The sequence below is a fragment of the Stieleria bergensis genome, from assembly GCA_007745635.1.
Lineage (GTDB): Bacteria > Planctomycetota > Planctomycetia > Pirellulales > Pirellulaceae > Stieleria > Stieleria bergensis.
Genome location: CP036272.1, coordinates 2,064,517 through 2,087,097, shown reverse-complemented (window position 1 = coordinate 2,087,097; position 22,581 = coordinate 2,064,517). Strand labels below are relative to the sequence as shown.

Sequence of the window (22,581 nt, the reverse complement as noted above, 5' to 3'; positions counted from 1 at the left end):
GAGCAAAAACACCGGAGGTGTTGACTCTGAACCCGCGATGACACGTCAATCGATCGTCGTCGTGCTGGTTGTCTTAGTCATTGGTGGCATCTACTTGATCTGGCAACAACCCGGATCGACGGCCATGGTGCCCTTGATCAACGCCGCTGCCGGTGATGACCAACCCTCTGTGGCTGAATTGGAAGCCAAACTCAAGCACGCCGGCTTGGACGACTACTTGATCGAAGACGGCAGGTTGCTGGTCCCAGAAAGCAAACGTCAGCACTACCACGACCTCTGTCACACGGAACAAGCGATCCCACAATCCAACGGTCGCAACGTTCAAGAACAGCTCGATAAGCAATCTTATTTCGAGTCTGAAAAACAAAAGCGACTGCGTTACCAAATTGCCAAAGCCAACGACTTGGGCCAAACACTAACGGCCTTCGACGATCTCGCATGGGCAACGGTCGACTACGACGAAAAAGAAGTCCGTGGATTCAACCCCACCACGATTCACTCTGCCAGCGTGGTGCTGTGTTCGAAGTCGAAAAAGCCTCTCTCCCCAGCCCGGATTCAATCCATTCGGGAAATGATCGCGGCATCCTATGCTGGCATGACAGCGGACCAAGTCACGGTGACCGATACCGGAGCACAGCAAACATACAGTGGCACCGACACACCGGAAATCCAACGTCAACGACAACGTGAATACGAACTCAAACAAGAGCTCACCGAACTGCTCAAAGGCTATCCTGAGCTGAAGATCGCCGTCACCAGCCGCTATGCCAGCCTGGCTACAGAAACCCCACCAAACGACGCCGCCGATCCAGCAACGCTCTCAACCACCGAGTCACAGCAAGTTTCCAACGACCAACCAAGCAGTTCCCGAACGCTGCAGTTCATGATTTCCGTTGGTGTGCCAGAAAGTCAGTTTCACACTCAATGGATCCGGCAGTATCAAGACCATCATCCCGGTTGTGAATTCGTGATCGCGCCGACGCCACCGCAACTGGAACAAGCCAAGCTGCAGCTGACCAACAATCTACGTGCCGCCATCACTCCGTTCCTGGCTTCCAACCTTGCCACGGCTGAGAAAGCCATTCAGGTCTGGAGCTATCCGGACAACGATGCCACGATCCGACTGAGCTATGCCAATCCCCAGACTGAAAACGCGGCGCAAAACGTCTCGCTCGCTCAATGGTGGCAAGTCCACTGGACACGGCTGAAACAAGGCCGACCGGATTCGGCGCTGATCCCTTTGGCGGCCCTGGCAATCTTGGTCGTGATCGGCATTGTCACCGTTACCAAGTTTCGCCGCTCACGCCGAACCACAGCAACCAATATCTCATCAAGCACTGATCCGGTGTCAGGCCAATCGATCATTGCACTGAATAAACAGGATCATCAACTCCGCGATGACTTGGCGGAACTTGTCGAGTCCAATCCGGAACTCGCTGCCCAGATCGTCCACAGCTGGATGAACGACGCGGCCTAAACTGAACAACGCAACCATCCCCACTGGCTCGTCCCATGGTTCAGCTCGAACGCACTGCCCATTCCACTGCCGCCATGCCAACGTCGACTCCTGCAAAACTTCGGCAGATTGCGATCCTGTTGCACTCATTGCCCTCGCGCACCCATGGCGTGCTGCTGGGACAACTCTCCAGTTCCGATCAGCAACGCGTCCAGGCCGAACTCGATCAACTCGGTGACGTGGATCCCATGGAACAGTACCGCACCATGAAGCAGATGCGCGAGCATTTGACGCGAGAAACCCAATCGATCGCCGAGGTCGAATCCGAAATTCACGACGAGATCCAGATCGGCCGAGCACGGGTCTCCAAAACGCGCAAACCAACGCTGTATCACAATCCAGACACCTCGTTTCAGACCAGCGTGGCCCCAAATAACGGGGGCCCCAATAACGCCGGCCCCAATAACGCCGGCCCAGATAACGCGGGCCCGAACGGGACTGCACCAAACAGCACGACGACAACAAACGCGATCCCGTCCGCCGCGGATGAATTGAATCGCACCCCGCCAGGCTCCGCCCCCTTTTCACGAGTGCAGCCTGACGCGGACTCCGCCCACCAAGCGGAACCCTCTCCCGTGGCGATTCACTCCATCGATGCTTATCGCCAGCCCTGTGAACTCGACAGCATGCAGGTGCTGATCGAGCAGTACCAACAAACACAAGCCGCCGGCATTTTGAACTCCAACTTTGCCAACGCAATCCATGGCGGCCCAGCGGCCGCAGCGTCAGATTCAGCATCCCAAACCGTCGCCGCAACACCACCGCTGGGTTCAACCAATCCGGCGTCAGGGGCAGCTGACAATCGTGACCAACGCGTTCCCTTGAACACTGAACAGCTGGCACAGCGCATCGACCAGTTCTTGATCAACCTTCCTCCCGAAGACCTCTGCTATGCACTGGGCATGGGCACCACCAAACAGGCGTTCTTGGTCCTGTGCGGACTGCCAAACGAAGTGGCCGAATCAACCTTGAAGCTTTTGCCACGCAAACAAGCGAAACAAGTTCGCTCTGCAATGCGAAGCATGAATCAATTGCAGATCTCAGAGATCGATCAAGCGAAACGCGCGATCGCAGAGATTGCGATTCGAATTGCAATCGGTCACAAAGCCTTGGCGGCATAGCGTTTCCCGCCTGTCAACGTGCACAAAAACGCCACCGCTTGATCGACAGCTTGGTCTTTCAATGCATGCCTTGCTGTTCGTTGGATACACAGCGACACAGCGCTCCAGACTGGAACTTCAACATGCGAACCGCCATCGCCTTCGGAGCATTCTTGTTCGCGCTGCTATTGGGGCTGCTGGCCTATCGCGGGCCTGCTCCCAAACCAGCCAGCGCCGCGATCTCAGCGACTCGCATGGCTCAGCGGCTGCAACATTTGATTGGACCAGACCTACGGACTCATTCCTCGGGAACCGCCGCCGGGAAGGCGTTTCTAGATCGATTGCAAGCGGAACTTGAGTCCTTGAATGTCCAGACTCGGCGGCTCACCTGGACCACAACAACACCCAAGACACGGACCAAGCCGCATGCTGAGTTGGCTGCCGGGGCGGAATTGACCAATTTGTTGGCCACGCTGCCCGGCCAACAACCGGACCTGGCCCCGATTCTGATTGTCACGCATCATGATTCCTGCCCCTGGGGTCCCGGTGCCGGAGATGCTGGCAGCTGCGTGGTGGCATTGGTAGAACATTGTCGGATGCTCAGTCAGCAACAAGCCAGCCACCAACGAACGGTTCATTATCTGTTCACCGACAGCGAAGAGTACGGTCTGGTTGGCGCGAAGCACTTTGCCAGGTCCAATCCCCTACCGATTGCGACGCCCGCATTTGTGCTGAACTTCGACGCGCGCGGCACCAGTGGTGGCGTGCCCATGTTCGAGATCAACCGAGTGGGGCACGAAAGCGCAAAAACCTTACTCGGTGGACTTGCCCGTCCAAAAATCACCTCCTCGCTAGCGGTAACCGTTTATCGTCAGTTGCCCAACAAGACCGATTTCACGATCTGGCGCACTGAGCTTGACCAACCCGGGTTTAACTTTGCCACCATCGGCGGCGCTCATCGCTACCACACCCCACAGGACTCCCCTGAAAACGTCAGTCGACGCACCTTGCAACACATGGGCGATCACATTACGTCGATGCATCGCAGGCTTGACCGACTGAGTGACCAACAGCTCGCAAATCTGTTTGCCAAGGACAATTCAGAAGCAATCTTCTTTGACGTCTTTGGTGCCTTTGTGGTGAACTATCCCGCGTGGTTGCAGACCAGTTTTGCCGCGGCGTCGTGCTGCATGTTGTTTGTACTGTGGTGGCTCATAGGAAATCATCGCACCGCGATGGGCTGGGCGCAGATTCAGATTCAATGCCTTTGTTTGCTGGCGGCGATTGCGATTGGCCTGGGACTGCAAGGCCTGCTGCTGGCAACAGCCTTTCGTAGCGTTCGCTACACACCCTACGACTTGCCTCTGGGACTCTTTACCATTGGCCTGGCCTTAGCAGCAGCTTGGACGGTGCGCGACTGGGGCATCCGAAAATGGAAACGACTGCCATTGTCCGAGAGCGATTTACGGACCTGGCAACAGAGAACCTGGTTGCTGGGTGCCGCGTTCGCGCTTGTCGTCGCCTGGCGACTGCCCGGCGGAGCTTACCTGCTCAGCATCCCCGTCACCGTTTTCTCGATCACCGCAACCGTCGTGACGACACGAATCGGCACAAGACCGCAGAGCAACCAGCGCAGGCAACGGGCGCTCGCGAGCCTTCCTTCGTGGACCGGTTGGTTGGCGGTCTGCGTGCTGGTCGCCCCGGTGCTGGTGCTGTTGGTGCAAGCACTCGGCCCCTGGCGATTGCCCTTGTATGCTGGCATCGCAGGCGTCTTGGCAATGATCATGCCGTACCAACCGGTGACCGCGAAAACAGCCTGATCGAGCCCCGACAAGCGGGGGACGCACCGAATCGACACGGTGACTTTGGCGTTTGCGTTTCCAGTTTGCCACTGAATGGACGCCCCACAAGTGTCAGAACAATCCTGGCAAACCTTCGTGCAGGCTTTGAGCGCGTTGGCTGAGGGCCGAGTTCATCAACTCGATCGCCACACGGCTCTCCAAGGTGACGCCAGCACGCACACCAACGCAGGGATCATGGCGACCTTTTTCCAGTTGGAAGTCGATTTCAGTCAGATCCTTGGTCACCGACTGCTGCATTGAATGAATGGTCGAGGTCGGTTTAAAGCCGACGCGGAACGTCAAGGGTTTTCCGGTGGTCATTCCGCCCAACAATCCGCCGTGCGAATTGCGAACGTAACCGGAGGATCGAATGGGGTCGTTGTTTTCGCTCCCTTGCCTGGCGATCACCTCTGTCCCCGCTCCGACCTCACAGGACTGCACCGCGTTTAGGCCTCCCAAGGCTCCCATCAATCGCAGCTTTAAACTCTGATACAACGGGTCTCCAAGTAACGCCGGCACGTTGACTGCAACGACTTGGACCGAGGCGCCCAAGGAGTCGCCAGCTTTGCGAGTTTCCTTAATCAGCTCGGCGGCTTGGTCGGCAAACTCGGCATCAACGGTTGGAATTTCGGCGGCATCCATCTCTTGCTGCAATGACTGAGCGACTTCCAGTGGCAACTGGTCGCCAGGCTGCTCATTCAATAACTGTTCAATTCGATCGGCCAACGTCAACTTGGCTTTCAGGGGACCGACTTGGTCAATCGCTGACAAGACGACGGTTTGAAAATGCTGTTGCAAAAAGATTCTGGCAACACTGCCGCCGATCACGTCACTGATTGTGGAACGATAGCTACTGCGACCGCCACCGCGAACATCGACAAAGCCGCGCGACTTGTGATGCTTGACCAAGTCAGTGTGTCCGGGACGAACCTGTCCCTTGGGTCCAGTGAACTGTGTGTAATCCCCCGACTTCTTGCTCGTCGACAGCACCATCGCCGCAATCGGCTCGCCTGTGGTGTATCCAGCGGCATAACCATCGGTCTGAAAACTGGCTCCATCGACAGTGACCGTGACGGTTGAATCATCAAACAACTGATCGGGGTCGTTCTGATAAAGCCCTGATAAGAAAACGACTTTGTCCTTTTCATTCCGCGGCGTGCCGTGCTTGTTACCGCCCGGACGCCGACGATCAAGAAAGGCTTGCACGTCTTGCCGACGGACCATTAATCCAGCGGGACAGCCCATGATGGTTGTCACGACTGCCGGACCGTGTGATTCACCCGCGCCAGCAACTGCGTAGTGCGGACCACCTAATATTTCCATTGCTATCGTCTTCGTTATTGCTGGGTGGTGTGGATGCAGGCCGGTCCTAAATCGGGTGCCAAATTTGTCGCTGCTTGATTCTTCACTGCTTGATTTTTCACTGCCAAGCTTTGCGCCAGCAATGGTTTTGCGTCGGCATTGCCGACCATGCGTTACAGACCAGGCGTTGCGTTTCAGTGAACCGCCTGCGTTTGCCAGAGCATATCGCGTCACGGTGGTTCGTCATTCGATTAGCCGATTGATTTGATGGATTCATGGGCACCAAGCAGCGGCGAAAGCAAGCGGACGGTGCCTACTTGAGGAGATCAGTCCCTTTGGCTTCAATTTCGAGCACCTTATCCAAGCGTCGCCGATGACGCTCGGCGGGAGTGTACTGGGCGGCCAGAAACGATCGGACGATTTCCATCGCCAGCTCGCTGCCAATGATCCGGCCTCCGATACAAAGCACATTCATGTCGTCGTGCTCGACGCCTTGATGCGCGGAATACGTGTCATGGCAGATCGCGGCGCGGATGCCGGGGAATTTGTTCGCTGCCACACTGACGCCCACACCACTGCCACAGACGACGATGCCTCGGTCAACTTGACCGGACAGGATTTTCTGGGCCACGGCGATGGCAAAATCGGGGTAGTCACAACTGTCCGTGCTGTTGGTCCCGCAATCGACCACCTGGCCAACGAGCTGGGCAAAACCTTCCGATGCCAACTGCTCGGCAACCAATTGCTTCAGCGGAAACCCGGCGTGATCGCCACCGATCGCGATTCGGATGGGTGCCGCAGGTGATTGAGGAACAGGCATGGCTTGAGTTGATGTGGGAAAGGAATCCGAGGGTCGAATGAACCGTCCAAAACTGGCCAGTGCATTCAGAATCCTGCAAAAGTCACGATGGAATCCACTCGCTTGGCTGCTTCGGCCCAGCGGGCGGGCCAATAGTGTAGCCACAGAGCGGCGGTTTCGTTAGCGGCAGAGCACAAGGCTTGGGCGACAGACCGACCAGACTTCAACGCCATTGCCGGTGACCATTGAGCGACTGGCGGCCGAGGGATTCAGGGCGGCCGAAACGACCGAAGTAGGGGGCTCATTGGAAGGGTTCTGTTCTAGGAACGGCACGTTCTCACGGGTCGCCGTTGACCTTGTCGGGCAAAACTCCTAACCTAAGCCCTGCAAAGCGTTTAGATTCGCCAGACTAAGTCATCTGGCCGAGAATTCCCTGACAAATGGCCTAAATGTTCGTTTTTGGCCCCAAATTGGCACATCAAGGCTGAGTTACCACTCATCTGCCAATTTGACCTTTTATCAGGTGAAGACGACGGCTCAGAGACACGACTCAGAGACACGACTCAGAGACACGACTCAGAGACACGACTCAGAGACACGACTCAGAGACACGACTCAGAGACGACGGCTCAGAGACTAAGAACACCAGCATCCTGAATTCCGAACCGGAAAACAGGACTTCTGTTGAACCGACTCGAACGTTTTGTGTGTGATGAAAATTCCTTGATCGGGTGCCATCGGAAGGCCATGCAGTGAACAATCACTGTCACGATCCGATGTCCCGACGGCGGTTCAGACGCCGACGATCAATGGTGGCATCGATTCCTCTCTCATTTACAACGATAACAACATAGCGAACAAGCGATGTCGTTTTTTGATACTTTGGCGGACGTCTCCGGAGCTTTCTTCGGAGGTTTACTTGGTCTTTTTGAACGTGGCGTGACATCGATTTTTGGCTCTGCCAATGCGCGTCAAGTGACACAACTGCATTCTCGCGCAGAAGAGGTCACGGCTCTAGAGCCCAAGTACGCTGCGATGAGCGACGACGAACTGCGTGAACAAACCAAGCTGTTCCGCAAACGTTTAGCCGACGGTGAAACGCTAGAAGACATCTTGATCGAGGCTTTCGCCGTTTGCCGTGAAGGCGGCAAGCGTTTCCTGAACATGCGTCACTACGATGTGCAGTTGATCGGTGGCATGGTGCTGCACCAGGGCAACATCGCTGAGATGGTCACCGGTGAAGGGAAAACGCTGGTCGCGACCTTGCCGGCCTACCTGAACGCACTGGAAGGCAAAGGCGTCCACGTGGTCACCGTCAATGACTACCTTGCCCGTCGTGACATGGAGTGGATGGCACCGCTGTACATGAATCTTGGCCTGACGGTGGCTGCGATTCAGTCGGGAATGCCAACGGCCGACAAGCAAGCCGCCTACCGCTGCGACATCACGTACGGAACCAATAACGAATTTGGTTTTGACTATCTGCGCGACAACATGCGTCCGGCTGCCCAGGGTGACACACGTTTCCCTGATGAAGTTCAACAATGCCAGGGCCCGCTGAACTACGCCATCATTGACGAAGTGGACAACATTCTGATCGATGAAGCTCGAACACCGTTGATCATTAGCGGCCCCAGCGACATGGACCTGGGCCGTTATGCAGAGGCTAACAAGGTAGCCCGGCAACTGAAGAAAGAAGAGCACTTCAGCGTTGACGAAAAACAACACAATGTCTCGCTGACCGATGAAGGGGTTCGTGAAGCGGAAAGGCTCGCCGGCGTGGAAAGCTTCTACACCGCGGGCAACATGGAATGGCCGCACCTGATCGACAATGCGCTGAAGGCTCATTACCTGTACAAGATCGACGTCAACTACGTCATCAAAGACGGTGGCATTGTCATTGTCGACGAATTCACCGGGCGTCTGATGGAAGGACGCCAGTGGAGTGATGGACTGCACCAAGCGGTCGAAGCCAAAGAAGGGCAAAAAATCAAACCGGAAACACAAACCTTTGCCACCGCATCGCTGCAAAACATCTTCAAGATGTACAAGAAACTGTCCGGCATGACCGGTACCGCGATGACAGAGGCGACCGAGTTCTGGAAGATCTACAAACTGGATGTGGTCGCCATCCCCACCAACAAAGAACTTGAGCGTGCCGAGCACCCAGACAAGATCTACTTGACTGAGGAACACAAATTCAATGCCTTGGCCAATGAAATCGAACGGACCATTAAATGGGACGTTGTTCGCTTGCGCAACGGCGATGAAATCTGGGGCAAGATCGAAAGCGATTCCGATCAGGGCATCACGATTCTCGCCCGTGGCGAAAAGCAATCTCAAGAAATCGCCTCCGCGTCGATTCACGCCGTTGAATACGCCGGACGCCCGGTCTTGGTCGGCACCGTCAGCATTGAAAAAAGCGAAAAGCTTAGCCGCTTGCTAGAACGCCGTGGGATCGAACACAGCGTTCTGAATGCGAAACTGCACGGCAAGGAAGCCGACATTGTCGCCCAGGCCGGCCGTAAAGGTGCTGTGACGATTGCCACCAACATGGCCGGTCGTGGTACCGACATCATCCTTGGCGGTAACCCCGAAAACAAAGCCTGGGCACAGCTGCAACATGAGTACCTGACGCGTCTGGAAGTGCCCGACGAAGTCTGGAATGACTTGGTCAAATCCATTGATGATGCCGAAGGAATGAGCATCCAAGGAAAAGAGGTTCGCGAGCTGGGCGGCCTGTACGTCATCGGCACCGAACGCCACGAATCACGTCGAATTGACTTGCAGCTTCGCGGTCGTTGCGGTCGCCAAGGTGACCCCGGATCCAGCCGATTCTTCTTGTCCATGGAAGATGACCTGATGCGGATCTTCGGTGGCGAATGGGTCAAGAACTTGATGGAACGCATCGGCATGAGCGAAGACGATCCGTTGGAATCTAAAATGATCACACGGCGGATTGCCTCGGCTCAGAAGAAGGTCGAAGAACGCAACTTCGAGATTCGTAAAAGCTTGCTCGACTATGACGAAGTCATGGACGAACAACGTAAACGCGTCTATCGCTATCGACAAAACCTGCTCGATGGTCACAGTTCCCAGTCAATGCTGCTGGACCTGATTCGATCACAGATCGAACAGACGGTCGAAGTCTTCCTGGAACCTAACTTTGGCGCCGAAAGCTTTGCCGGTTTCGCGGGCGAGCAACTGGGCTGCACCTTGGATCCAAAAGATTTCCAAAACATGGAAATCTCGATGGCGACTTCCTACTCACGGGAACAAGCCGAACGTGCTGCAGAGGTCATGGTCGACGAAGCCGTGGAGGAGAATCTTCCGGAGGACATGGAAGATGAATGGAACACTCAGGCCATGGCCAAGTGGGCCAGCAAAACCACCGGCAAGCAATACCATGCCTCGAAAATCAAGGACATGGATCGCGAAGACTTGATCAATGACTTGATCGAAGCCTGCCACAAAAACATCGCTGATGTCGACCTCAGCAAAGGCGAACCCTTCCTGGACGCTGACTATGGTCTCAAGATTCTCTGTGCCTGGATGCGAGATCGCTTTGGCATTGAAGTCACCCCGAAAGACTTCCGTGATGTCGATGATCGCCGCACGGTTGCCGAAGCCTTGATCGCGCGTGCAGAAGAAGCCTACAAAGAAAAAGAATGGGCCTACCCCGCCTTGGCCGCAATCTCTCGATTTACCGAGACTGCAAACGATCAAATCATCTTGCAGCGCGAACACCTTGTCGACTGGATCGGTCGCCGCTTCGGTGAAACGATCTCTGTCGACGAACTGCCGATGCAGCGCGACGAACTGCACACGTACCTGGCAAACTTCAGCCGCAAGCTAGATGCCCAAGTCCAAGAGACTTACCGGGAAGCAGAGCATCGCGTCGAAGACTTGTTTGGCAATCGGGATGACGACACCACAGTCAAAGTCGCCACCGCCAGCACCGAAAAACTCCAGTCGCTGATCGACTGGCTCCATGACAATCTGCAGTCAACACTGACCACCGAAGACCTCGAGCGCTTGAACCGCAAGCAACTGGCGCTGGCTGTCAGTGGAGCGGTGGACGATAAGTTCCATCCCGAAATGCGCCGGATGGAACGTCAAATCCTGCTGAACATTGTTGATGATGCGTGGAAGAACCACTTGCTGACCATGGACCACCTGCGTTCGAGTGTTGGACTGAAAGGTTACGCGCAGCTCGATCCCAAAGTGGAATACAAACGCGAAGGGATGCGACTGTTTGACAAAATGTGGGATTCGATCGCCGAACAGGTCACGGGATTGATTTTCCGCATGGAATCCTTCAACGAAGATTTCATTCGCAGCATTTGGGTAGACGCCAAAGCCACGCACGCCGTCGCACCACAGTCAGCAACGGCTACCGCCCAAGAGACTCAGACGGACCACCAACGGGCCGCTGAATCCAGCAATCAGTCCAGCCCCGACACCAAGCAAGAGCCGATTCGTAATGTCGGCAATAAGGTCGGTCGCAATGATCCATGCCCCTGTGGAAGTGGCAAGAAATATAAATCCTGTTGCATGCGAAAATAGCCTGCAAGGCGATCACTGCAAGACGCAGGCACTGCATTCGCGGCGACGCCGACAGAGCAGGGTGACGACTGGCGACGCCCGATGGCCCGCTGCCAGCCCAAACGATCCTCATCCTCATTGCTGGCGATGCTGTTTAACTTTGTCTACGCGTTGCTGTTGCTGATCGCCAGCCCGCTGGTGATTTACCGGGCTCTGCGCCACGGTCGGTACCGTCGCGGCGTCAAGCAAAAACTCTTGGGGCTCAGCAAGCAACAAGCCAACCACCTGCGTCAAAGTTCATCGCAGCGACCGCTGGTTTGGATGCATGCAGTGAGTGTAGGCGAGATCAATGTGCTGGCCGCCTTAGTGCCGCGACTCGAACAAATGCTGCCCGAGACGCTGATCGTGATCAGTACGTCGACCGACACAGGGTACGATTTGGCTTGCCAGCGTTTCGGGGCTGAGCGAGTCTTCTTTTGCCCGCTGGACTTCAGCTGGGCCGTCAAACGCACGTTCAAGAACCTCGATCCGGCCCTGTTTGTGCTCACCGAACTAGAGCTTTGGCCGAATTTGATCCGGCAATCCCGACAAGCCAAGGTTCCCTGCGTGGTCATCAATGCACGCCTGAGTGACCGCAGTTGCCAAGGGTATTGCAAAGCCAAAGCACTGCTCGGTTCAGTCTTCGGCAGTTTATCGATGGTGCTTTGCCAAGATGAAACTTCGGCAAACAACTTCCAACAATGTGGTGTGCCCACCGAAAGACTTTCCGTCACGGGCTCGCTCAAGTTTGATGGCGTCACCGGTTCCCGGGACAGCGAATCCGTTTGCAGCCGCGTGGACTGGGCTGGCAAGCAAAACGAGCACATTGCTTGGCTGGTTGGCAGCACTCAACCGGACGAAGAGGCGATGGCGTTACGCATCTACTCTGACCTCCGCAAACGCCACGCTGGGTTGCGTTTGATCCTGGTCCCCAGACACCCGGAACGCTTTGGTGCCGTCGCCAATCTGATCGAACATCAGGGGTTCGCAGTGCACCGCCGTAGCCAGCAAACGGAGATGCCGGGGGGGCAATGGTCCGGCGAGACGGTGATTTTGATTGACACCATCGGTGAGCTTTCGCATTGGTGGGGCGTGGCTGACTTAGCCACCGTCGGAGGCAGCTTTGGAGACCGTGGTGGACAAAACATGTTGGAACCGGCTAGCTATGGCTGTGCGGTCACGTTTGGTCCAGACACCCGCAATTTCAAAGACATTGCCAATCGATTGATTCACCAGCAAGCCGCAATTCGCTGCCAAGACGAAACCGAATTGCTGCAAACCATCGGCCAGTTTCTAAACGATCCGCCCATGGCTGGCGCACTGGGCAAGCGAGCCCAGCAATTCGTTCAGTCGCAGCGCGGCGCGAGCGAGGCGACCATGACGGCGCTCAGGCAACGACTGCCGGACACTTTAGAGAGCCCGACTCGGTAACGCGCCTCGGACAACTGCCGAGGCCGTTGTCCACTTGCCACTTAGCTGGCAACCCTTCCGCGTGACATTTTCATGTACACGACCAAGGTGATCACGGCGCCTAAGGTCGCACCGACCCAGCCTGAGGGATGCGCGAGCGTTGCCGCGCCTCCGCTGAATAAGGATCCTAGGAAACCGCCAACAAAGGAGCCCAAGACTCCAAGTCCGGTGGTGGCAATCAAGCCCAAAGGCTGACTACCTGGCACGAGAAACCTGGCAATCGAACCGACGATTAGCCCAAACACACACCAACTGATCATCATCCCAATCTCCATGTTCACACCTCTAAGGTTTGTGGTCCAATCAAATGACTCATTTAGATTCAGCTTACTGCATTCACGAACCAGTGCGGCAACAAGCCACCGTCATGAGGCCAATCCGCCATTCGTCACGCTGTGTAAACAAGCGACAACAACCACCATGGCCCGCAGGATTTAAGAACGGTTTTCTGCAACTCTTTTCAAACCCACCTCATAGCCGATTGCCTGAACCCCTCATCGCCCATCGCTTTGCTCCGTTTTTGGCCCGCGATTTACTCTGTTTTTGGCTCTTTGGTTGGGCGAGTTTCGACGCACCCAGCAAACGCTGCAAAAGAGTGCCAGTACCCGACCACAACGTGACCGAGTTCACGTATAGTAATGCACCCAGTGATCCAGATTCCTGATCTCTCCGCGGCCTCCTGCATCCCCTGCCAGATCATGGCCAAGTGATTCGTCGCAAACGCATGATCGCTGTGCTCCGATTCGACCACACCTGCTTCGTCTTTATACTAAACACAAACTCCGACCCATTTTCGACGTCCAGTCATCAACCAGCCTTGCAATCGCGAAACCTATCCGGCTGCTTTATCATCGGCGGCCTCACCATTGCTGGAGCGTTTGTCCTGTCCGCAGTGCTGGGCGTCCTGCTGATGCGTTTCAACGTCCAGGAGAGCGGCACAGATCGAACCGCAAGGCAGACCGAGTCCTTGCAGCAAGAGATGCTGATCGAATCCGACGGCGCTCAAACAGCGGTCAACAATAGCCAGTCCCCTACACAGCATCCGCAATACGACCAGATCGTCCATTTCGTCGATTTGGTGACTGAAGTCGCAGACGAAACAGCCAAACCTGAACTGCGAGACATCATCGACTACCAACTTTATGCGGAACAGTATTTTCTCAGGTCCAGTAAGGTACCAGACAATGCCTGGCAGCGACTGGTGGTTTCGGAGACGATCAATAACTTGATCATTGGTCCGCCACCGCCGTACGGGTATCAAATCATCAGCATCAAGGACCTTGGTGCCAATCGCTACCGAGTGTACTTGGAATGCCCTGACACCTATTCGGGAGGTGAGCCAGTGATCTGGTGGCTTGTCGACCAGGGGCAACTAAAACTCTACGATTGGTGCCAGCTCGACTTCGGCATTCGCTCCACGACCGAGAACTTTGTTCTGGTGGATGCCTCGGATGCTGAAATTGCTCGCTATAACGAATACATCGATGCGTGCCATCAGTACCTTGATTCCTACGACCTGGAACATTCGGCTGAGAAACAGCAACGATTGGTGGAACAAGCCCTCGTCAAAGCTGAAAACTATGCGGGGCCGCAGGTTCTTCACCCCAGCATCCAGCTGCTGAACGCACGACGCTGGTATCTAGCGGCCAATGACGAACGAGCGATTGCAATTGCCGATCGTATCAAAACACCGCATCTTGTCCCCGGTGCCTACCGATTGAAAGCAGACATCCATTTCGATCGAGGCGACTACGAACTCGCCGCTAAAGCCTATCAGCAATACGCCGATCTGATCGGGCCTTGGCCGCATTCACAACAACGTCTAGCAACGATCTATCGTGAGCAAGAAGACACAGACAAAGAACGAGCAGCTCTCACCAAGCTGACCCGACACCTGACCCAAGACAATCAACTGCAGGTACCTCATCTGATCCTGCTGAATGACCATGCTCAAAACAAGGCGTTATTCGCACGCATTGACCAGAGCGATCTTCGTGAGTCGATCTATTTCTACGCGATCAATCAACTAAGTGACTCCGTCTATTTTGCTGATCAGTATGCACAGCTACACCAACATTTGCTGGAGCACCTGCCTGACTCAGCGGCTGCAACACTGGCTAGCTACATCAAGGAACCCAATCTTCAAACGGCAACGGAAGCGTTTCAGTGGGTCGAAAAGCAACAGCCCGATAACGCCGAATCGCTTCGCTACGCGATCTGGATTGAACAGGACCCTGATGATTATGTTTCACTGCTGACGTCCTGCTCAAAACCACAAGAGCACTTGGAATGCTTGAGTGAAATCTATGACTACGAAGGGCTGATCAGCGACGCTGACATGATTCAGCTCTGCAAAATCATCCTGGAAGCGGATCCAAAGAATGGAGAAGCACTTAATTTATTGGGGGATGCACTCTCATACGAGGGAAAGCACAAACAGGCGGCGGAGAAACTTCAGCAAGCCAGGGACGCTCTTGATGATTCGCCCTCTAGCGCGAATCATCTCAACGAGATGATTCTCCAGTCGCTGTATCACAGCGGTGATCGGAAAGCCGCGATGGAGTCGGCGACTTCACCTGAACTGATCGTCAGTCTACTGCGCATCAAGCACGCCGAAGACGATTACGATGACTTCGAAGCTCTTATCAAGCGTCTCGAAGTCGACTCGGATGCTCGCCAAGAGTATCAAGCACTCTGGGACTTTCATCAGGGCAATTTTACTGCTGCCGCGAATTCGTTTGCAAAGCTAATCAAGCAAGCGAACAGCGATGATGAATCCCCTGGCCGCGATCATCTGTATCGCCGCCGTTTGCTTGATCTCTGTCGCAAACAGAACGACGTCGCCAAAGCCTTTCAGATCGCCCCCTCTGATGAAATGCTTTCCATGGTTGTCACGGAATTGATCGACCAGTCTGAATGGGAGCCATGCGAAAAACTGCTCAACGCAACAAGCACAACGATCAGCAAGCAGCAGCGTTTGCTCATGCGATCACAGTTGCTATGGGCCCAAGGAATGTACCAATCCCTTGTCGACTTGGCACCCGACAACGACGCGTGGGCCACTCATGAAGACGCTGGCATGGTGCTGGACCGGATCACGCGTTCCGCACTGCGTCTGAACCAACCTGACAAAGCCATGCGGTTTGCACGCTTGATTGCCGAACACCATCACTGGGACGACCTTGTGCTCTTGGTCGCGCTGCATCAAAACAATCAATCGCTCGCGTTGAAACAACTGAAATCAATGCCAGAGTGGGACCGGGACAGTGTTTATCGAGAACGGGATCTCCGTGGCCTTGCGTGGCGAGACGTGATCCCTGCTGACTCACGACCACGACGCCAGTTGTATACGGGTTACTCTGACTTCGGCGGACCGATCGTTCGCCTGCTGTTCCAAACCCAACCGAAAATCGATAGCGTCGCACTTGGTACCAAGCTTGAGAATGCACTGGGTAAACCGCTGCAAACAACACGTCTTGATTCCGCGAACCCGAATCAGCCGACCTGGGTGATGCAATCACAGGACTGGCAACTTCAGATCACTCAGGCCCCCTTTCGCATGAACGCTGACGATCTTTCAAGCGCCGACGAGCCCCTGCAAGGAATTTTGGCAAATGCCAAATCGAAGCTCACCCTTGAACTTCAGGCAATGCGACCGACAACAACACGGGCTCGCAAACAGGCCATGAGCAACGTGTTGAAAGCATTTTCCAGCGATCGCCTGCTGACAGCCGATCAATACAGTTCTTTTCTGACAGCGGCGACACTAAAGCGATATCATGAACTGCCAAGCGAGCAACAAGCCAAGACAAGCCTGTTTGCCTCCGGACCGTTTGAAGGCGTTCCGGTTGACCTGGAAATTGAAACGCCCCCGCAAGAGCAGGACGCCGATCGAGCCCTCCAGACGAAGTTCATCGCAGCCTACAAACAGCTAAACGAAGAGCCGAATTCGGCAACTCTGATTGTGCAAATCCACGTGGGGCGAGACCAAAACGAATCCATCGAAGCCCAGGTCGATGCCGTCAAACGCCGAGGCCGAGACGTTCAGTTGCAAGCAACATTGCTGAGCGATTCGGTAACCGTCCCCAGCTTGCAGCAAGGTGATCCGGTTTGGTTAACCATTCAACAGATCAAACAATTCCGACTGAGTCCCAAAGCGCGGTAGGGTGCCATTGATGTCGAGTCAAGAGACAGGCAATCCCCCTCAAGCCACATAATCCGGCGGGGAATTGCCGAGGCTTCACTCTCGCTGGCATGGGACAACCCTAAATCGAGCGAAACCAGCATCATTTCATCGAACGCAGCGGTATCCGTTAAAGGTACCCGTTGCCAGCGAAGCACCGATCACCAGCATCGTCGAGGAAGCCTGATTCCTTCCTACACATCCCGCCCCTGCGGCTGCCTGCCACCCACCGTCGCCACGGCGACATTCACGATCGTTCCATGATTGATTACGTTGCTACGTTTGTCTCCTTCTTTGCAGTCATCGATCCGATCGGGACGGTGCCGGTCTTTGTCGCCATCACGTCGAATCAAGACGAAACATCTCGAGCGCAAACCGCTCGCAAAGGCACGCTGGTCGCCGCCGGTGTCTTGCTGTTCTTTGTGATCGCTGGGCAACCGTTACTCGATGCGATGTCGATCCCACTGCCGGCATTCCAAATTGCTGGCGGGATCGTGCTGTTTCTTTTCGCACTCTCGATGATCTTTGGTGACGGCAAACCCGAAGAAGAGATTCGCTCCATCGATCAACGTGATGAAAAAGCCGTGTACCCGCTCGCGGTTCCATCGCTTGCTAGCCCAGGTGCAATGCTGACCGCAGTCTTGCTGTCAGACAACGATCACTTCACCATCATGGAACAGTGTCAAACGGCCGGGGTCATGTGTGGTGTGCTGCTACTAGCTTATGGGCTGATGCGTTTGGCAACACCGATCACTCGTTTGATTGGACACAGCGGAGCCAGCGTGGTGAGCCGAGTGATGGGGTTGCTGCTCTCTGCGGTCGCTGCGACCAACGCTTTGGAAGGATTGAAGGCCTTCGCGAATCTCGAATAGACGGCCCATCAGCTAGATCCAATTGTGAGATCGATTCATTCTGTGATCTCTTCATGCAACACCAACAGGTGATGTTAAAGCGGTCTATCGGTACGCGTGTCGGCATTGAAATGCATCGCCAAACCTCGGCATGCTGCGATTGAAAAGCTGTTCGACAGTGCTCATCTAACGCCAGCCAATGGTCCACTCACGCTTCCATTGAACACCTACAGGAGTCTAATCCAAAAATTCTTTTCACAGAAACTTGAATCCAATCCGGGAGGGGCTGCGAACTCATGTTCGACCGAGGAGGTCTCCGACCACTCATTCACCAAAAACTTTGATTCAAGGATCAACCCGATGAAATTTGTCTTCCGTTTCGCTATGGCCGCTGCACTGCTGGTCTCTTCATCCGTCGCCGTCAAAGCAGACGACATCGTCGAAACTGCAGTGGCTGCTGGCAAGTTCAAAACCCTCGCGGCTGCCCTAACGGCTGCCGATTTGATCCCCGCTTTGCAAGGCGATGGCCCGTTCACCGTCTTCGCTCCAACCGACGAAGCGTTTGCGAAGCTGCCCAAAGAGACAATCGCCGCTCTGCTGAAGGCGGAAAACAAGGACCAGCTGACCGCGATTCTGACTTTTCACGTCGTGCCGGGCAAAGTCATGGCAAAGGACGTCGTCAAAGTGTCGGGTGCGAAGTCGCTGAACGGCCAACGAATCGACGTCTCAGTCAGCGACAAGGGTGTCATGGTCGACAACGCCAAAGTCGTCGCCACCGACATCAAGTGTGACAATGGCGTGATCCACGTCATCGATTCGGTCATCCTGCCTGCAGACAAAAACTTGGCCGAGACGGCAGTGGCTGCTGGCAAGTTCGGCACTTTGGTTGCCGCTGCAAAGGCTGCCGGGCTGGTTGACGCCTTGGCTGGCGATACGGAATTGACCGTTTTTGCTCCCACCGACGAAGCATTTGCGAAGCTTCCTGAAGGGACGATCAAGTCGCTGCTGCTGCCTGAAAACAAAGCCAAACTGGCGGCGATCCTGAAGTACCACGTCGTCGCAGGACGCGTTTACTCCGAGGACGCCGTCGCTGCGAAGACAGCCAACACGCTTGAAGGTTCGCCCATCGAGATCTCCGTAAGCGACAAGGGTGCGATGATCAATCAGGCCAAACTGATCAAGACTGACATCGACGCCAGTAACGGCGTGATCCACGTCATCGACTCTGTGATTTTGCCACCAGCGAAGACCTCAAGCACCAAGCAACAGCTTCGCGATGCTGTCGCCAAAGGTGCAGAATTGTACAACAATGGTCATCACCAAGCCTGTGCCGATCTTTATCGCAACACCTTGACCAAGTTGATGAGCACGACTCCCGGTGACTCGCGGATGCGGCATCAAATGACCAGCGTTTTGAATTCTGCAGGCCGCGAGACCTGCTCCATGCAACGTGCCTGGACGCTTCGCCACGGAATCGACAAGATGTACGCTTCGCTGGAATCTGCTAACTGAGCGGTTTGATAGCTATGCGGGCCGTATTGCGGCCGGTCGCTTTGGAAAGGACGGAAACAGAAGTGCCCTGGCTGTCACCGACTGGTGGCGATCGCCAGGGCATTTTCGGTTTTCCCGCCATAGGCAGACGGCCCGACAAACCCGACGACAAGGGGCGGATCGACTGTCTTTTCATACGAGAAACTCGGATTCGCCGAAAAACAAAGCGTTTTCAAGCCAGTGGGGTTGCTCGCAATGAATACTATTGTTGAACTTGACACAACCTGTTCGGTCAACGACGGATTCGCTATGGCAACTGCAATGCCCCTGCCCACTGAAAAACAAGATTCATCAGCCACCAACGCCCCCGCGTCTATCCTGCAACGGATCGCCGAAGGAGATGCCAACGCGATCGATGAGTGCGTTGAAACCTACGGCGGACTGGTGTGGTCGCTTGCAAATCGATACTGCAACAATCCCGATGACGCCGAGGATGCAACGCAAGATATTTTCCTGGAACTCTGGCAGAAGGCCGAGCGGTATGATTCCAGTCGTGGAAGCGAATCAACCTTCATCGCCACACTGGCACGAAGAAGACTGATTGATTTCTTCCGCAGGAGATCCTCAGTCCCGGATTCCGAATCCAGTTTCGATATCCAATCGCTGGTGGGTAATTTCTCCGACAATTTATTGGAGATTCAAGAAGACGCTGCCAGGGCGATGGGATGCTTCAAGAATCTCTCTGAAAAACATCGCAGTGTGCTCGGATTTTCGATCATGGAAGGAGTGTCTCACTCGGGGATCGCGGAAAAACTCAGTTTGCCCCTGGGCACCGTCAAGTCATTTGCGAGACGCGGCCTAATGCAACTGCGGCATTGTATGAAACGAAATTCATCGCTTCCTGAAACAGGAGGTGCATCATGAGTCAAACCGATTTCGAATCTGTCGAAGAGTTGCTCGCAGGCGAGGTCCTCGGGGACCTGACCGACGACGAACGCACACAGCTCTCAAGGCTAGAACGTCAAATGCCTGTGGATGTTAACGAACGACGACGCGATCTGGAGCACGCCGCCGCGGCACTTAGCTGCGTCGCAGCAACTCCGCAAAGCAGGCTCCCCGATGAACTTGCACAAACGATCCGTCAACAAGGATACCAGTCGTTGCGGCAACCGCGATCGCAGCGCGATCAAGTGTCTTCGCAAACTTCCGCAGTGTCCGAAGGCACTGTCAGACCAGCGACTAAAGCCCCACCGAAATCGACAACGACTTCGATGCGGGAGCTGATCGCTTGGGTAGCCTGTGCGGCAGCACTGCTGGTTGCAGTTGGGCTTTACGCTTCCTCGCAACAGAAGGACGCTGGCCCGATCACGCTGACCTCCACCGAACTGTACCAGGACCTTCTTCAACGCAAGGGCGTCTCTCAAATCGATTGGTCCCCGGGCACAACACCATTCGACAACCCCGTCAGCGGCAAAGTTGTCTGGGATAACGAGAAACAACAAGGGATCATGCAATTCGTCGGCATGCCGATTAACGATCCCACCGTGGAACAGTACCAATTGTGGATCATCGACCCCGAACGCGACGAAGAGCCGATCGACGGTGGCGTGTTCGATGTGACCGCCAGCGGCGAAGTCCTGATCCCGATCGATGCCAAGCTGAAGGTTGTTAGCCCGGCCGCATTTGCGATCACGATTGAACAACCCGGCGGTGTCGTTGTCTCCACCCAGGAACGATTGCCACTGCTTGCTCCGGTCGAATCATGAGCGTCCTGAGGGCGTCGTCCACGTTCGCTGTGCTTGCGATGGACTCGGCGACTGCTCGCGACTGTTAAACGAAACCGAGGGTGGCGTGCTTGAACGCCACCCTTTTTCGTTGTCACACAGCTCCAAAACTCTTTTGCACGCTTGCTGGCAACGATCGCAGTCGCCCGGGTCAGCACCCAACAGGTGACGGGCAACTCTCTTGCCGCCCACAAATCGGCTCAAGTTTTTCAGTTGACAACCCGATACATAACATGTAAACTATCTGGCAGAATTCAGACTTCCGTTAGCCGACGAGCACGATTGCCTTGCCATCTCTGAAAAGCGAACTGAAAAAACGCGGTGATTTCGACTCAGTCGAACAGGAGACAACGCTGGCCATCCTGCGGACCAGCGACTTACTGGAGAATCGCCTCGCGCGACTGCTGCGGGAACACGGCTTAACGCCTTCGCAATACAACGTGCTGCGAATTTTGCGTGGTGAAGGCACTCCATTGCCGTGCTTGGATGTGGCCCAACGGATGATCCAGGTCGCACCCGCGATCACGCGGGTCGTCGACCAACTCTTGAAACTTGACTACATCACCAAAACTCAATCGTCGCAGGATCGCCGAGTGTACATGGTCGACATCAAGCCCAGCGGTAGGAAACTCTTGGCTAAGCTCGACAAACCGATTTTGAACCTGCACGCCAATACGATGCGGCACATCAGTCAATCCGACCAGAAAACACTGATCCGAATCTTGGAATCCATTCGCGACCGGCAGTCCGATTGATTCTTATTTACCCATTTGCTTGACATGTAAACCTTAAGAAAAAAGGAAATCACGATGAACATTTCACGACGTTCGGCACTGTCTGTGACCTCAGCGGGCTTGATTCATATTGCATCCAGTGACGGCCCCCTGGGTGCATCTGAACCGAGTCGCAGTCATCTTCTGGTGCGAGAAGCTGCTGATCGAGGTCACACCGACATCGGTTGGCTCAAAAGCTATCACTCGTTTTCGTTCGGCCGTTATTACGATCAGCAGCACATGGGATTCCGATCGTTACGAGTGATCAACGATGATCGGATCACGGCGGGGCGTGGCTTCCCCACTCATCCGCACCGCAACATGGAAATCATTTCCTATGTTCTTGAAGGCGCGTTACAGCATCAGGACAGCACTGGCAAAGGCGCGATCATCACAGCGGACGACATTCAAATGATGTCTGCCGGGACGGGGATCACTCACAGCGAGTACAACCCGTCGCCGACGGAGTCCAATCACTTCCTTCAGATCTGGATCCAACCAGCGATGAAGGGTGTTCAGCCACGCTACAGCGATAACAAAGTAACCTCTGACGAGAAGCGTGGGCAATGGAAAAAGATTGCCGGACCAGAAGGCAGCGACGCTGCGGTCGCGATTGGCCAAGATGCTTCGATCTTTGCCACCCGCCTAGACCGGAACGAATCGTTGCAATTCACGGCTGAAAAGCAACGCCATGTCTGGTTGCAAGTTGCCACTGGCCAGCTAACCGTCAATGGAACCACGCTGCATGCGGGAGACGCGGTCGCCACGAGTCGCCCCATGCAACTGGACTTGAAAGCCGAACAAGCCACCGAGGCACTTTTGTTTGACCTCGGTTAGTCCTCGCCCGATCGTGTTTACGGAACTCTTTATCAAACCATCCTGCTTAC

Annotated in this window: 15 protein-coding genes; 12 read left to right on the top strand and 3 right to left on the bottom strand. The window is 55.0% G+C overall.

All coding sequences use genetic code 11. From position 1 onward, the window contains the following. Nucleotides 1-37: 37 nt before the first annotated feature. The 3 genes from SV7mr_RS07055 to SV7mr_RS07045 all read left to right on the top strand — a co-directional run bounded on the left by SV7mr_RS07055 (nt 38) and on the right by SV7mr_RS07045 (nt 4,436). The gene (locus SV7mr_RS07055) at nt 38-1,477 is read left to right on the top strand and encodes a hypothetical protein (protein ID WP_145270513.1); all 1,440 of its coding nucleotides are present in this window, start codon (nt 38-40) and stop codon (nt 1,475-1,477) included. A 35-nt stretch (nt 1,478-1,512) separates the two neighbouring features. Further along, on the top strand, nt 1,513-2,637 hold the full coding sequence (locus SV7mr_RS07050) for a FliG C-terminal domain-containing protein (protein ID WP_145270511.1): 1,125 nt from the start codon (nt 1,513-1,515) through the stop codon (nt 2,635-2,637). A gap of 122 nt (nt 2,638-2,759) precedes the next feature. Next, a complete protein-coding gene (locus SV7mr_RS07045; RefSeq protein ID WP_419188208.1) occupies nt 2,760-4,436 on the top strand; it encodes a M20/M25/M40 family metallo-hydrolase in 1,677 nt (558 codons plus the stop codon). A 93-nt stretch (nt 4,437-4,529) separates the two neighbouring features. On the opposite strand, the gene SV7mr_RS07040 is transcribed toward SV7mr_RS07045, so the two are convergent. Both SV7mr_RS07040 and rpiB read right to left on the bottom strand, forming a co-directional pair. Next, entirely contained in the window at nt 4,530-5,780 is a 1,251-nt protein-coding gene (locus SV7mr_RS07040) for a chorismate synthase (RefSeq protein WP_145270507.1), read from the bottom strand. Nucleotides 5,781-6,072: 292 nt separating this feature from the next. Continuing rightward, on the bottom strand, nt 6,073-6,579 hold the full coding sequence (rpiB, locus tag SV7mr_RS07035; RefSeq protein WP_145270505.1) for a ribose 5-phosphate isomerase B: 507 nt from the start codon (nt 6,577-6,579) through the stop codon (nt 6,073-6,075). Nucleotides 6,580-7,422: 843 nt separating this feature from the next. On the opposite strand from rpiB, the gene secA reads away from it, so the two are divergent. Both secA and SV7mr_RS07025 read left to right on the top strand, forming a co-directional pair. Continuing rightward, entirely contained in the window at nt 7,423-11,124 is a 3,702-nt protein-coding gene (gene secA / locus SV7mr_RS07030; protein ID WP_145270503.1) for a preprotein translocase subunit SecA, read from the top strand. An 81-nt stretch (nt 11,125-11,205) separates the two neighbouring features. Next, nucleotides 11,206-12,573 carry a 3-deoxy-D-manno-octulosonic acid transferase gene (locus SV7mr_RS07025; protein ID WP_419188207.1) on the top strand — a complete coding sequence of 456 codons (1,368 nt, stop codon included), beginning with the start codon at nt 11,206-11,208 and terminating at the stop codon, nt 12,571-12,573. Nucleotides 12,574-12,614: 41 nt separating this feature from the next. Here SV7mr_RS07025 and SV7mr_RS07020 read toward each other — a convergent pair whose 3' ends face one another. Then, complete coding sequence (locus SV7mr_RS07020; protein WP_145270501.1) at nt 12,615-12,887, bottom strand: GlsB/YeaQ/YmgE family stress response membrane protein; 273 nt, start codon at nt 12,885-12,887, stop codon at nt 12,615-12,617. Between the two features lie 542 nt (nt 12,888-13,429). Here SV7mr_RS07020 and SV7mr_RS07015 point away from each other — a divergent pair. The 7 genes from SV7mr_RS07015 to SV7mr_RS06985 all read left to right on the top strand — a co-directional run bounded on the left by SV7mr_RS07015 (nt 13,430) and on the right by SV7mr_RS06985 (nt 22,531). Then, entirely contained in the window at nt 13,430-16,777 is a 3,348-nt protein-coding gene (locus SV7mr_RS07015; RefSeq protein ID WP_419188206.1) for a tetratricopeptide repeat protein, read from the top strand. Nucleotides 16,778-17,055: 278 nt separating this feature from the next. Beyond that, nucleotides 17,056-17,667 carry a MarC family protein gene (locus tag SV7mr_RS07010; RefSeq protein WP_145270497.1) on the top strand — a complete coding sequence of 204 codons (612 nt, stop codon included), beginning with the start codon at nt 17,056-17,058 and terminating at the stop codon, nt 17,665-17,667. A 339-nt stretch (nt 17,668-18,006) separates the two neighbouring features. Beyond that, a complete protein-coding gene (locus SV7mr_RS07005) occupies nt 18,007-19,158 on the top strand; it encodes a fasciclin domain-containing protein (RefSeq protein ID WP_145270495.1) in 1,152 nt (383 codons plus the stop codon). Between the two features lie 234 nt (nt 19,159-19,392). Next, nucleotides 19,393-20,061, top strand: a complete 669-nt coding sequence (locus SV7mr_RS07000; protein WP_419188205.1) for an RNA polymerase sigma factor — start codon at nt 19,393-19,395, stop codon at nt 20,059-20,061. Next, complete coding sequence (locus tag SV7mr_RS06995; RefSeq protein ID WP_145270493.1) at nt 20,058-20,903, top strand: anti-sigma factor; 846 nt, start codon at nt 20,058-20,060, stop codon at nt 20,901-20,903. Before SV7mr_RS07000 ends, SV7mr_RS06995 begins: the two co-directional genes overlap by 4 nt. Before the next feature lie 305 nt (nt 20,904-21,208). Then, nucleotides 21,209-21,676, top strand: coding sequence for a MarR family winged helix-turn-helix transcriptional regulator (locus tag SV7mr_RS06990; RefSeq protein WP_473163678.1), 468 nt, complete (start codon nt 21,209-21,211; stop codon nt 21,674-21,676). A gap of 54 nt (nt 21,677-21,730) precedes the next feature. Then, nucleotides 21,731-22,531, top strand: coding sequence for a pirin family protein (locus SV7mr_RS06985; protein ID WP_145270491.1), 801 nt, complete (start codon nt 21,731-21,733; stop codon nt 22,529-22,531). Nucleotides 22,532-22,581: the final 50 nt, after the last annotated feature.

Bases quoted from the DNA above. Each gene is read 5' to 3' on its own strand.
- SV7mr_RS07020 (WP_145270501.1), bottom strand. From the start codon at position 12,887: ATGGAGATTGGGATGATGATCAGTTGGTGTGTGTTTGGGCTAATCGTC.
- SV7mr_RS07010 (WP_145270497.1), top strand. From the start codon at position 17,056: ATGATTGATTACGTTGCTACGTTTGTCTCCTTCTTTGCAGTCATCGAT.
- SV7mr_RS07045 (WP_419188208.1), top strand. From the start codon at position 2,760: ATGCGAACCGCCATCGCCTTCGGAGCATTCTTGTTCGCGCTGCTATTG.
- secA (WP_145270503.1), top strand. From the start codon at position 7,423: ATGTCGTTTTTTGATACTTTGGCGGACGTCTCCGGAGCTTTCTTCGGA.
- SV7mr_RS06995 (WP_145270493.1), top strand. From the start codon at position 20,058: ATGAGTCAAACCGATTTCGAATCTGTCGAAGAGTTGCTCGCAGGCGAG.
- SV7mr_RS07040 (WP_145270507.1), bottom strand. From the start codon at position 5,780: ATGGAAATATTAGGTGGTCCGCACTACGCAGTTGCTGGCGCGGGTGAA.
- SV7mr_RS07005 (WP_145270495.1), top strand. From the start codon at position 18,007: ATGAAATTTGTCTTCCGTTTCGCTATGGCCGCTGCACTGCTGGTCTCT.
- rpiB (WP_145270505.1), bottom strand. From the start codon at position 6,579: ATGCCTGTTCCTCAATCACCTGCGGCACCCATCCGAATCGCGATCGGT.
- SV7mr_RS07000 (WP_419188205.1), top strand. From the start codon at position 19,393: ATGAATACTATTGTTGAACTTGACACAACCTGTTCGGTCAACGACGGA.
- SV7mr_RS07050 (WP_145270511.1), top strand. From the start codon at position 1,513: ATGGTTCAGCTCGAACGCACTGCCCATTCCACTGCCGCCATGCCAACG.
- SV7mr_RS07025 (WP_419188207.1), top strand. From the start codon at position 11,206: ATGGCCCGCTGCCAGCCCAAACGATCCTCATCCTCATTGCTGGCGATG.
- SV7mr_RS07055 (WP_145270513.1), top strand. From the start codon at position 38: ATGACACGTCAATCGATCGTCGTCGTGCTGGTTGTCTTAGTCATTGGT.
- SV7mr_RS06985 (WP_145270491.1), top strand. From the start codon at position 21,731: ATGAACATTTCACGACGTTCGGCACTGTCTGTGACCTCAGCGGGCTTG.